The sequence below is a fragment of the Pseudocolwellia sp. G5-9 genome, from assembly GCF_055808995.1.
Window position 1 is genome coordinate 1,816,650 of the sequence record NZ_CM147893.1, and the last position, 13,382, is coordinate 1,830,031.

General features: G+C 36.6%; 7 protein-coding genes. 4 read left to right on the top strand and 3 right to left on the bottom strand.

What is annotated here, in order from left to right:
* Positions 1-34: 34 nt before the first annotated feature.
* The 3 genes from AC0L5Q_RS07810 to AC0L5Q_RS07820 all read right to left on the bottom strand — a co-directional run bounded on the left by AC0L5Q_RS07810 (position 35) and on the right by AC0L5Q_RS07820 (position 7,983).
* Complete coding sequence (locus AC0L5Q_RS07810) at positions 35-5,227, bottom strand: DNA repair ATPase (protein ID WP_473616891.1); 5,193 nt, start codon at positions 5,225-5,227, stop codon at positions 35-37.
* Between the two features lie 65 nt (positions 5,228-5,292).
* A complete protein-coding gene (locus AC0L5Q_RS07815; RefSeq protein WP_473616893.1) occupies positions 5,293-7,275 on the bottom strand; it encodes a flotillin family protein in 1,983 nt (660 codons plus the stop codon).
* Between the two features lie 75 nt (positions 7,276-7,350).
* Positions 7,351-7,983 (bottom strand): hypothetical protein, encoded by a 633-nt coding sequence (locus tag AC0L5Q_RS07820; RefSeq protein ID WP_473616896.1) that lies wholly within the window; start codon positions 7,981-7,983, stop codon positions 7,351-7,353.
* 280 nt (positions 7,984-8,263) lie between these two features.
* Here AC0L5Q_RS07820 and AC0L5Q_RS07825 point away from each other — a divergent pair, with 280 nt between their 5' ends.
* The 4 genes from AC0L5Q_RS07825 (at position 8,264) to AC0L5Q_RS07840 (ending at position 13,061) form a co-directional block, all read left to right on the top strand.
* Positions 8,264-8,689: a hypothetical protein gene (locus AC0L5Q_RS07825; protein ID WP_473616898.1), complete on the top strand. Its 426-nt coding sequence runs from the start codon at positions 8,264-8,266 to the stop codon at positions 8,687-8,689.
* Positions 8,690-9,029: 340 nt separating this feature from the next.
* Positions 9,030-9,491 (top strand): (2Fe-2S)-binding protein, encoded by a 462-nt coding sequence (locus AC0L5Q_RS07830; RefSeq protein WP_473616900.1) that lies wholly within the window; start codon positions 9,030-9,032, stop codon positions 9,489-9,491.
* Between the two features lie 3 nt (positions 9,492-9,494).
* Positions 9,495-11,669: a xanthine dehydrogenase family protein molybdopterin-binding subunit gene (locus AC0L5Q_RS07835; protein WP_473616903.1), complete on the top strand. Its 2,175-nt coding sequence runs from the start codon at positions 9,495-9,497 to the stop codon at positions 11,667-11,669.
* Positions 11,670-11,996: 327 nt separating this feature from the next.
* On the top strand, positions 11,997-13,061 hold the full coding sequence (locus tag AC0L5Q_RS07840; RefSeq protein ID WP_473616906.1) for a GGDEF domain-containing protein: 1,065 nt from the start codon (positions 11,997-11,999) through the stop codon (positions 13,059-13,061).
* The last annotated feature ends 321 nt before the right edge of the window (positions 13,062-13,382 follow it).

A 13,382-nucleotide genomic window follows, 5' to 3' on the forward strand; every position in this document is an offset into this window, starting at 1 on the left:
ACCTTTTCATAATTAACCTATAGCCATAAAGGTTTTAATCAAAAATGGCTCCTCCTGTATTATGACTCTCTCTACTTGTTGCCAACTCTTTAGTAACTTTTTGAACCGTCATAAAATTAAGAGTTTTTAATGTCTCTATTATTTCTAAATCAACATTTTTATTGCTGTTAAGTACAGATAATAACGGCGTTATAAACGATTCCATATGCTGCGTAAATAAAGACAAGGTTTGTGTTAATTCAGCGTTATCTGGCTTTTCAACATTTACTTGTAACTTTAAACTAGACAGTGTTTCGTTCAATGTGTCTAAACTACCAGACTGAGACTGTTGCAGTACTTGGCTAATTTGATTCAATCCCTTTTGCAATAATGATATTTGGCTCGCAATAGCAGCCATTGGATTGTCGTTATTACCTAAGTTTTGATGACGAACAAAATCATCTTTTATGATTTTCCAGCGCTCTGCTTGCTCACTAGTTTGGTTATTACGAAGTTCAGCTAATTTAAGTAGATTTTCTTCAGCACCTATTGTTAATGTTTGAGCTTCACCTCGGTAATGATCTGCAATCAGTTGTTCAACTTCTTCGTCAGTCATCACAGGTACAATTTTTTCTACCATTTTATTCATGTTTCGGTAGCTACCTTGTAACTTAAAGGGTGGCTCGGTTCTGTATTTGTCGTCTTGGGCAGCAGATGCAATATATTGTTCATTCGCTTTTAAAACGGTTTCTTGAACCTTGCGAATACGCTTAATAACCGCAACAATTTCATTCACTTCGGCTTGTGAATAACTATGTTTAAGATCCGTTGCAGCAACCGGTTCTCCATCTGCCATTTTAACTAAATTATACAAGTCATCCATATCGCGTGTAGCAAGTGGCGCAATGTAAGAGTTACTGGTTAAGCTATTTTCAATAAAACTTAAAGAAAACTCATGTTCACGACCACTTAGCGTATCACCCAAATTATAAATATCAGCACGGTTAGCTAACATGTCTGGAATACTAAATGCTTCGCCTGACTCGGTATACGGATTACCCGCCATAACAACTGCAAACTTTTTACCACGCATGTCGTAGGTTTTACTTTCGCCATTCCACACACCATCTACCCGTCTTGAACCATCACAAAGAGAAATAAATTTTTGTAAAAACTCAGGATTAGTATGTTGAATATCATCAAGGTACAACATAACGTTGTTACCCATTTCAAAGGCTAAGTTGATTTTTTCTACTTCATTCTTTGCCGTTGAGTTATTTGCCTGCGCGGGATCAAGCGATAATTGGTCGTGTCCAATAGACGGACAGTTAATTTTAACAAAGGTCATACCCAGCTTACTGGCTACGTATTCGATTAATGTTGTTTTACCGTAACCCGGAGGAGAAATAAGTAATAATAACCCCATTAAATCTGAACGTTTGTTATTACCTGCAGCACCAATTTGTTTAGCTAAGTTAGTACCTATTATTGGAAAATACACATCGTTAATCAGTTTATTTCGTACAAAAGAAGATAACGCTCTAGGTTTGAACTCTTCAAGTTGTAGTCGTTTACGCTGTTTTTCTAATACCTGTTGTTTGGTTTGATGAAACTGCTTAAATGCAGGTACATGTTCATACGTAAATTTACGTAACTTTGTGATAAATTCTTGATAGTTAATTTTTAATTTTCGATCATTAATCTGTTTATGCTGACCCAATAAGCCTTCTACAATACAATAGGTTTTAGCCGCAGAAGTATAAAACTCACTGTGCTGCTCTAACGTCATCAACATAGAAGCTTCAATTAATACATCTAAATGAATGTCTAATTTTTGATGATGAGCAAAAGCTTGTAACCACGCTAAATGGAGTTGATATTTTTGTTCTAAAGTTGAACAGCCTGATAGCGCGCTTTCAATTTGCTGTTCTAAGCTCTTATGTTTAAGTTGTGATTTTAGTTGTTTAACTAGATCTACACTTTCTTCTTTTATAACAAACTTTTGTTCAGCTAAAGCAAGCTCTTGAATAAGATACGTTGCTGATAAGACCGTGTCGCCGTTTAACCAAGGTTGCTCTTTAATATAGGTAGTTAATACACTTGACAATTCATCCGTTAGCTGTTGCCTAAGCTGATTATCGCCGAAGGTTTCTTCCATTAAGTGTAAGTTATGACAACGCTGTACTAAGTCTTTACGTTGGTTATCTTCTAATTTTGTTGAAAAGAAAAACACAGCGAGTTTTCTCTCTAACGCGGGGTAAGCTAATAGGCCTATAGATTCTCGTAACGATAATAGCTGTGTTAAAATTAAAGCGGCATCGGCGTCATGTACACCTTTATCATAACCTTCTTGATAGCGTGGCTCTGCCGCTTTTCTAATAAACTCTACTAATTGATTATTTTTTACCGCGTCTTTTAAGTGATCAATTTGAGTTTTACCAGACAATTCAGCTTCAAATAATAAGCTAGCGGCTAAGTATTCACCTCGGTATACATCACCACATTCAGAAATAAGTTCTTGCTGCCATAAATATTCAGTACCCGCAAATAGTTCAGCGTCTAGGTTTTCAAAATACTCACTGCCACTAATGTGTAATACCATTGCCTTGTCACGTGGCAATAAGGTTAGTTCTAGTTTTTGCTTATTAACCGAGAACTGATGTTCGCCTATTTTAACTAAGCTACCGTCGGCTGAATAAATATCGGTTTTATCTCTAAGAGCTCTTATGCCTTGTTCTTTAGCATTTTTTAGCTGAGCATCAATGTCATCAGCTCTAACATTGTCATCAAGTTCTCTTAATTGCTCTATCAGTTGTCTTAACTTAGACACCATAGGGTCGCCAGCAAAATAACTATTGAGCTTGTCTTGATCATTAAAACCTTGGCTACGACGAATAACACCTTCGATAATACGCTGTGCCGCTGTCATTAAATTAAGACAACGACGCTGCTGAGAATCCATAAGCTGTTGTTTATGTTGCTCGAAGTTATCGTAAATTTCGTCTCGTTTAGCGAGGATCTCAGTATAAAACTCCTCATAATCGCTAAATTGACTTTCTAAGTCTTCAAGCTGAATAAGTATTTGAGAGAGTTGTTGATCGCAAGATTGCGGTGTATCACTCGCATTTAAGCCACTGGTAACACTTTGGCTTAGTAGTTTAAATCTGGCACCAAATTCGGCTCTAGCCTCTTCACTGCCTACACTTTTTGCGGCTAAATCTGCGTTCGCTTTAACACGATTAATTTGACTAAATACACCTGATATATCTTCGAGTATACGTGTGCGCTGCCTGCTGTCTTCAATATCTAAAGACAGCATGGTGCGATTAAGTAATTCTAAACCTTGAATAAGCTCTTCAATGGCTAAACGTATAGGTTTTAATGCGGTGATTGACTCACTATCTGTAATCGCTGCTTCTAATTCTGCGATGGTAGTTTGGTAAGGGGTAAGTGCATTATCTTGCTGTAAAAAATCAGCCGTTGCTTGGCTAAGTCCTTTAGTGAGTTCGTCTAAAGTAACTTCCATGGTGTTAATTTCATCTACGTCAACATAACGTAATTCTTTATGAGAAATTAACTCGCCTTTAAATTGTGCTAACTCAGATAAATTATCAACAAATTGCTTAGCGTTATTAAAGCGATTTAATTGGAGATTTTTGGTTAACTCAGTAAGCTTATTTCGAGCTTCTGACATAACGGCATCAGAGCTTGCTTTAATGCTAACGACTTTTTCAAACTCATCTAATACGAGTTCTGAAGTCGTAACAACTTGTTTGATCAGATCATTTAGAGTCGATAAGCTTGTATCATTCAACCAATGATATTTATCAAAAAGCTGCTTAGATTCTTTAACTAAATCGTTAAAATGATGCTCGCTAGGCGCTTCAATAGAAATTAATTTAACAACGCTATATAAATCAGACACGCCTCTAACAAGTTCAGGATTACCTATTTTGCCAAAAAAACTTGTGTCGGTAGGTTGGTTGCTCGCATATTCTTCGGTACAAAATGGGGTTTGCCATATTTGCATAGCATGCACACGCGAAGGTTCAGATTCTGCACTAAAAACTACAGCCCTTCCATTATCGTACAAGCTTTGACCGTGACCATAAATAGGGTTTTGTAATGTTCTCGTGATCAGGTTATAGCCAAATAAAGCATACTGACCTGCATTAGGTTCATAAAATATATAAAGAAAATCTTCACCGTTGGGTGATTTAACTACACGGTGCAGTTGAAGATCTTCAGCATTGTCTTCAAAACTCTTATGTTCTCCATTTTGCAGATAGTATCCACCAGGAAAAATAATACCGTGATCTTCAGGTAATTGAATACACGCATGTGCGATTGCGTCTTGGCGTAATACAGTTTTGGTTTTGCAGTTAAAAATTAAATGTCGGGTTTGCTCTTCACGGTAGGGCTTTATTTTTAATAAAATAAGTTCGCCCACTTTAGCGTAGCGAATATCCGCATCGTCTAAAGATTGGTGTTCATCATCAACAGGCTCTGAATATATACCTTGCCCTGCTTCGGTATTATTTTCTACTTTAAGGGTAAGTGACCCGCCCATGGTTTCAACAAAAAGCATATCAAATAAATTAAAGTGCGGATGCTTACCTTGCTCTTGTTGTTCTCGTGATACTTTATGCCATTCAAAATCAAAATTTTCTGGCTGTTTTATATCTCTTTCACCACGGTTATCAATGTAAGTGACTTTATAATCTGGGTCGATCCCCCAGCGAAAAACACGTATGTCATCAATACGCTCACCAATTTGAAATATTGCAAAAACTTTGCTGCCTTGACGGTAAACATGAGATAAAAAGGTTTTTTTATAGTAGGTATATAGCTCATCAAAATCGCGAACAAATTCAGGATCATCAAGAAAGCTACCTTGTATTGGCAAGTCTACAATTTCAATCTCACCATTGTTATCTTGAAGTTGATGCAAACTAAATACATCAGAAATGGTGATATTACGTTGTAAACCTAAAAAAACGTTATACCCAAAAAGTAAGGTGTCTCCAATAGCCGCTATGTCTCTCGCAACACAATTATGCTCGGTTCTCACTCTTACACGAGCATCAACGTTCATATCAGTTGAGCCAAATGTTGAAATACGTTCATCATTTAACTGTTTTATTTGTGTATTAAGTTCACTACCTAAGGCGGATAGTCGGCGTTGTATTAGCTCGTATGAGCCACCTTCTGCAACGGCTTGATTGGTGACACTTTCCTTATTTGTCATTTAAGACTCCATGATGCTGTATGAAGCCTTTAATGGTAAAGGCTTCATCTATTTACTGAAAAAATTTACTTAACGTCTGAAGTATTTTGGCTACCTAAATTTAATAGCGCCGCCAAAGCACCTTTTTGTGTGTCATCAGCATTATTTAATGTTGATAACAGTTTAGACATATTGAAATTTTTCATGGTTTCACTTGTTTGTGCAGCACCTGATAACACACCACTCAAATCGTCCATAATATTACGATCACCATTTAAATGATCTTTAAGTAAGGTTTTTACTGTATCGCTTTCATTGACTAAACCATCGATAGATTTACCAACAGTAATAGACTTCATAAATTGATGTAGGAACTCACCGTCTCCTCCCATAATATTTATGTTAGCTTCGCTTAATGCTGTCGCTAAAACGCCTGCTTGTTTCTCAGCTAAATCTACGCTGTTGTCTAGTCTAGCTAAGGTAAGTTCTCGCTCTTGATTTAAGCGTAAACCAAAAGTTTCAAACTCACGTGCTTGTTCAGACATTGCGTTAAGCACTTCTTGCTTCTCACGTAAGCCAGCTGCTTCAGCAAATGCTTTTTCTTGAATACCTTTCGCCTCGGCGGTTAGTTTTAACTCAAGCGCTTTAGCTTCAGCTTCACCTTGTCTTTCATGTGCATCGGCTTGTGCTAGCGTTATTTGTGCTTCTGCTAACCCTTGTGATGCAGCTTCAGCTTGGTGCCCTTCTGCTAATATTTTTTTAGACTCAGACTGCTTGCTGGCAGTTTTTAATTCAGCTTCAGCAATAGTTTGCATTTTTCTTGCGGTATGCTCTGCGGCTTGCTCTTGTGCTTTAGCTGATTCAATATCTTTCACTAAAGCTTCTTCGGCTTCACCTTTCGCTTTAATCACTTTTTCATCTTTCTGGCGATTAGCTTCAGACACTACACGTAAATCTTTAATACGCTCTTCTTCTTCTGCAACGCTTTTATCTACCATAATTCGTTCTCTTTGAACTTCGGCGATGTTTTTGCGCTCAACCTCTAACGCTTTTTCTTTATCAATGCGTAGCGTTTCCACTTCTTTTTCACGGTCAATTGACTCAATTTGACGTGCTCGTGTTACTTTTTCTTCTTCGATTGCAACGGCTCTGAAGCGATTTTGTTCTGCAATATCAGCCTCACGTTGTTTATTTTCTTCGGCAACGGCAATTATTTGTTCAGTGCCGATTCTTGCTTGTTCAGACTTACAACGCTCTTCTTCAACAATTTTTGCAGTTTCGGCTTCTTCGCGCGCTTTTACTGAAGCTATTTCTCTAGTTTGTTTAGCTTGCGAATCAGCTAATTGTCGTTCTAACTCTAAGCTTTTTTCTTCTGCTTCAATATTTTGACGTTTAATACGAATTTCTTCTTGGCGTTTTAAGTCATTCGTTTGTACACTTTGTTGAGCCGTAAGCTCAGTTATACGTCGAATACCTTCTGAATCCATTATATTATTAGGGTCTAAATCACTAATTGATGTTTGCTCTAAAAAGTCGATTGCAACATCTTCAAGTACGTAACCAGATAAGTCTTGACCGATCACTTCTTTAATCTTGTCTCTAAACCTATCGCGCTGGGTAAATAGTTCGGTAAAGTTAAGTTGTTTACCTACGGTTTTAAGGGCTTCTGAAAACTTAGCTTCGAATAATTCTTGTAATGTTTCAGGGTAAGATGAACGTTCACAACCTACCTGTTTCGCAACTCGTAAAATGTCTTCTTTGGTTTCGTTTACTCGAATATAAAACGTAATAATAATATCGGCGCGAATGTTGTCTTGACAGATCAAACCTGAGCGCCCTTTACGTTCAAGCATCATACGCTTGGTTGAAATATCCATAATTTCTTTTTTATGAATAATAGGAATAACCAAGCCGCCTGTGGTGCTTATTTCAGGCTCTGCTCGCAATTTGTTAATAATTAACGCCTGCCCTTGTTCTACTTTGTTATAAAACTTTGCGACCATGATTAACAATGAAAAGACGAAAAGAGCGCCAATTCCGATAGCTAAATAAAGTGGTTCCATTACCATGTGTTTTTCCTCTTATTTAAAACATAGCCACACTATTGGCGGCCAAATAGATTGTAATTTTGTAAAATGAATAAGTTAGTGAGAGTAAGGTGCAACAATATAAGTGTGGCTGTCTTTTAGGTACTCAATTACGAGTACTTCATCCCCCTTTTTTAGCGTGTGCTGCGGATCACAGCGTACATCAAAGAGTATTTCGGCCCCCTCGTTAAATAAACGTGCTTGGCCAAAGCTGTCGCTTACGGTACTTGTAGCTATAATGGCATTTTTACCAACTAGATGATGACTTGTCGTAGTTTCAACGCTTGTAAACATGCCCTTTATAGGACGAAGAATGACCGCAGCAATGGGAAGTGATATTGCAAAAACAATAACATCAGTTATAGCCCCCATCACGTAATATAACCAACCGTCAGGTAACCAAGTAAGTAGGTATAATTGAAGATAAAAACTGATCAACCAACAAATAAGAACAATAATGCTGATCACAAGTGTAAAAGGCACGCCAGTTAAACCAAAAGTAAGCATTAAGCCGGTGAGTCCACCAATAGAAATTTCAGGATCCAGATCTATATCAAGTTCAGCATCACCTGAAAAGCCTAAATCGACAAGTCCCAACATACCTACAAGCCAATACACGACCACAACACCTAGTAGGGTTGAATATATAACAGTGGGGAATTGTGAAGCGACTTGAAGCAGTTGTTCCATATTTCATCCTTAAAATAAATAACATAACGCTTATATGTTTTGTTATTTTGAAATTTGATTTTGTGTAGATTAATCATACCCATTTGACATAATATGTCAAATGGGTATGATGACTAACATCTTTTATTGGGATAAATTATCATATAGCTTAGTTAAAATCATTTAATAAAATATTCATAGGTAAATTATTTGATTCATTTATCTAGTGGCATGTATTAACCAATAATTATATGATTAGTCTAAACATTTCAACATAAAATAACGTTAATAAGGATTTTAAATGAGAGGCGCAGGTGGTACTTCAGGTGGATTAGGACACTTTTTTATTGGCCTAATTATGATGTGTGGTGGCTTTTATATGTTATTAAATGCAATCACTGTAACGTCAAGTTTTGGCATGGGCATGCGGTTATATGGCTTTTCAGCGGGTGGTGGAAGCTTTAATGTAACGAGCGGTATGATCATGATCCCTTTTATTTTTGGTGTGGGTTTAATTTTTTATAACAGTAAAAATATTTTAGGTTGGGTGTTATCTGTAGGCTCGATAACCGCGTTAATTTTTGGTGTTATCTCTTCTATTCGTTTTTCTTTTAGAACCATGAGCTCATTTGATCTTATCGTTATATTGGTTTTAGCTGTCGGCGGCTTAGGTTTGTTTTTACGTTCTTTAAAAACATTAGATCAAAAATATCCTGATCAAAAATAAAACGATTAAATAAAGAGGAATTTTTCAAAATAACATAGGTATAAAAACAGGCCGTTGCCCCTAAGGTACACCATAGAATAGCGAATACCAGTTGATCGATTTATTATTCAAAAGGTATTCGTGATTTTTTAGAATTGAAAGAATAACTACTTTATCCCTCCCCTATCTGGCGCTAAAAGCGAGAGTAAACTAAAAACTTACAATATAGTAACTTATATATTTTAAGTTACAATTTTTGCTTGTAATGTTTCATCTGCTATTTATATGCTATGTTAAAATCCTTGTCTTTAAAATAAATTACATTTTATTTCAATCTGATTCTAACGAAGGACTAATAGCAATGACGTTAAAACTTAATATTAATGGCGTTAAAAAAAACGTGGATGTTAGTGATGACACTCCCTTATTATGGGTTATACGTGATGAACTCAAGCTTACGGGAACAAAATTTGGCTGCGGTGTAGCTCAGTGTGGAGCTTGTACTGTACACATTGATGGGCAACCACAACGTTCATGTGTATTTCCAGCTAAATCCGCTGAAAATATGGAAATAACCACGATTGAGTCTGTATCAGGTAAAGAAGCTCAAGCGATTCAAGCGGCATGGCAAGAGTTAGATGTTCCACAATGCGGTTATTGTCAATCAGGACAAATTATGAGTGCTGTTGGCGTATTAAAAAACACCCCTAAACCAACAGACAACGATATTGACGCAGGCATGTCAGGTAACTTATGTCGTTGTGCTACTTATGTGCGCATTCGTAAGGCTATTCATTTAGCAGCTGAAAAATTAGAGGGATAAAAAATGTCAGATTCTATTAAAGAAATATCTAAATCACGTCGTCGCTTTTTAAAAGGTAGTGCTGCCAGTCTAGTTATCAGCATGCATCTCCCTATGTTACTTTCCAATCGTGCTATAGCAAATATAAAAGAAACAAAATTGACTGCGAATGCATTCATTAAAATTTCAGAAGATAATACCGTTACCGTATTAATAAAGCATATCGAAGTAGGACAAGGCGCATTTACAGGTTTAGCATCTTTAGCCGCAGATGAAATGGATGCTAGTTGGTCACAAATACGTGCTGAACATGCACCTGCTAATATAAAACTTTATGCTAACTTGTCTTTTGGAGTTCAAGGTACAGGTGGTTCAACTGGACTTGCCAATAGTTATATGACTATGCGTAAAGCTGGCGCAACAGCAAAGCAGTGGCTCATAAATGCAGCAGCCAAAAAATGGCAAGTTAATGCTAATGAAATATCCGTACAAAACGGTATTGTTAGCCACCCTTCTGGAAAACAAGCCAGCTTTGGTGATTTAGTCGCTATAGCAGCAACCCTTTCGGCTCCTACAGAAGAGCCTAAGTTAAAAAATGCCAACCAATTTACATTCATTGGTAAAGAGTTACCTAGGTTAGATACCAAAGGAAAAACAACAGGTAGTAGCATATATGGTTTAGATATCCATAAACCTAATATGATAACGGCAGTTGTCGCTCATCCTCCAGCTTTTGGTGCAACAGTTGCTTCATTCGATGCAACTGAAGCAAAAAAAATTGAAGGCGTGAAAGATGTTAAGGCGATTCCATTTGGTATTGTGGTATATGCAAACAGTACCTACAACGCTATTAAAGGTCGTAGAGCCTTAAAAATAGAATGGGACTATAGCAAAGCTGAAACCCGTACGAGTAAAGAACTATTCAAAACATTTAGTACAACGGTATCTAAGCCAGGTATTCAAGTAACCAAAAAAGGTAACGCTGAAGCGGCAGTAACTCAGGCTGATAAAAAACTTGAGATTGAACTATCTTTTCCTTATTTAGCTCATGCGGCAATGGAACCATTAAATGCGGTAATGCAATTTAAACGTGGAAAAGTTACGGCTTGGTTTGGTAGTCAAATCCCCACTTTAGATCAAGGCACTATTGCAAAAGTATTTGGTATAGAACCAAGTAAAGTTGATATTCAAACACAAATCACTGGTGGGAGCTTTGGCCGCCGTACTCAACCTGACGGAAGTTTTGCAGCAGAAGCGGCTTATGTAACAAAAATGGCTGACGAAGGTGTGCCCGTAAAATTAGTTTGGACAAGAGAAGACGACATTCAAGGTGGACATTACCGCGCGATGTCAGTACATAAGATGGCTGGTGCACTAGACGAAAAAGGTAAAATAATAGGATGGAAACATAGCATTGCGGTTCAATCTATTAGAAAAAATAGTCCTTTTGAAGCACAAATTAAAAACGGTATAGATGAAAGCTCTGTTGAGGGAGCTGAACACATACCATACGCTTTACCCAACATAGATGTGCAACTGCACAACATGGAAACTGGCGTCCCCGTACTTTGGTGGCGTTCGGTAGGTCACTCCCACACGGGTTATGCCGTTGAAACAGCGATTGACTTATTATTAGATATGGCAGAAAAAGATCCTATCAAAGGTCGCCTTGAGTTGATGGAAGAAAACTCAAGAGAAGCACAAGTACTAAAACATGTTGCTAACATGGCAGAAAAGTCAGGACCTGTACCTAAAGGACGAGCCAGAGGTGTTGCTGTAGTAGAGTCTTTTGGCAGTTATGTAGCTGAAATAGCTGAAATTTCAAAAGATAACAACGGCATGCCTAAAGTACATCACGTTTGGTGTGCGGTTGACTGCGGAATTGCCGTCAATCCCGATATTGTTAAAGCTCAAATGCAAGGTGGCATAGGTTTTGGTTTAGATGCTGCGCTTCATGGCGAAATAATTTTAGGTGAGAAAGGAAAAGTAGAACAAAGTAATTTCCATAATTATACAGCCTTACGAATAACAGAAATGCCAGAAATTGATATAGAGATATTACCATCAGACGCCGCACCTACAGGTGTTGGTGAACCAGGCACACCACCAATAGCACCAGCCGTATCTAATGCGTGGCGCCGTTTAACCGGACAATATGTTACTACACTTCCCTTCAGTAAAGGAACAAAGCTAACTTAGCAACAAATGGGATAGGCGCTTAATCTGCCGTCTATCCCTTTATTAATATACCTTCACTTATCACGTCTCAAGCAATATGGTGTTTTTACATTTATACAGCTATAGTTTTAATTTAAAATTCACTTTTTATACGAAGAATAAATGGTCAAATACACAGCTTAATCGTTCCAGACTGAACCTAAGCACCTACGTCCTGTAGGCGAGGCATTTATTTTAATAAGGAGTGTTCTAATTTCTAAATAAATAACGATGCAATTGGTATTAAACATATGAAAATCATCTTTTAAGCAAGAATATACTATATTCTTAGAGGAATAGTTTACTGTAATGAAAAACTATGAATTAAAGCTTAATACAACTCGATGGGTGTTACTCGCAGTAACAATCGCCATGGGTTTATTTGCAATTTTAGACCTATCTATTTTACCAACGCCCCTACACGATGAGTACATAACAAGCCGATTTTTGATTCAAGTTCCAACAATGATAGCCCTTCTGTTATCTTCATACTTTGACCACTTTAAAAAGCACCGACATAAGCTTTATTTTGTTGTATTAACGACCCTTTCTCTATCGAATATTTGGTTTATAAAACAAGCATGGGTGATAGACATGTTTAGTTTTCCTTATGATGGGCTACTCATTTATTCTGTGTTTGCCTTTTTTGTACTTCGGTTAGATTTTAAACTATCAATTTTATATGTACTGTTGTGCTTTTTAGCTTTGGCCAAACTATTAACTTTATATCCAATTTATGCTGACCTTAACTCAATTTACTTAGGTTTTTATTCTATTGTAAGTTTAATTTGTTTAGTGGGATTATATACCACTGAAAACTCTTTCAAGCGGGCTGAAGAACTAACAAATAAGCTTGAAGAGCAAAGTCAAACAGACCAACTATCAGGCTTACTTAATCGAAGAGCTTATGAAAAAGAAGCATTAAAGTGTTTTACATCTGATGATAAGAATAAGCCAGTCTCTATATTTTTAATCGACATCGACGACTTTAAAAAATTTAATGACAAGTTTGGACACCTCGAAGGTGATGTCATCATTAAAACGCAAGCAGATATATTAAAAGAAGTATTTAAAAGAGACCAGGATATTGTTGGTCGTTATGGCGGAGAAGAATTTATTGTTATAGCACCAAATACCCCTATTACTGAAGCTGAAAAAATGGCAGCTCAAGTAAATAATTTATGGCAAAAGTTTAATCAGGAAAATGAAAAATATAGTGATCTTTCTTGTTCAATTGGCTTGGTTAACCTCAAAGATTTGTCAATTAATTGCGATTTAAAATCATTTATTTTACAAGCAGACAAAGCCCTTTATCTTGCAAAAAACAGTGGTAAAAATTGTTATAAATCGACTGATTATTCGATATCAGAATAATGCTATATTTTTTCATTTCCTTACACAACATCTATACCGTTACCATTCAAGAGGCTATTTCAGAGCGCTTGAATGGTAACGGGTATATAACTATTATCGCATTTTAAGGCATAAATTGAGACCATAAAATAAGACAATTACTCTTGATTTAGTTTTTATTCTAAAATTAGACTACAGTTAGTGATGGCTATAAAATTTAAATATTGTATAAAATAGCCAATACCAGTGCAAAAACTGATATAAATAAAAAACGTTTAGTGATATTACTTTTTATTTGCTGAGTATAATTCGAAATTTAACAATCTTTGTTAGGATACAAAG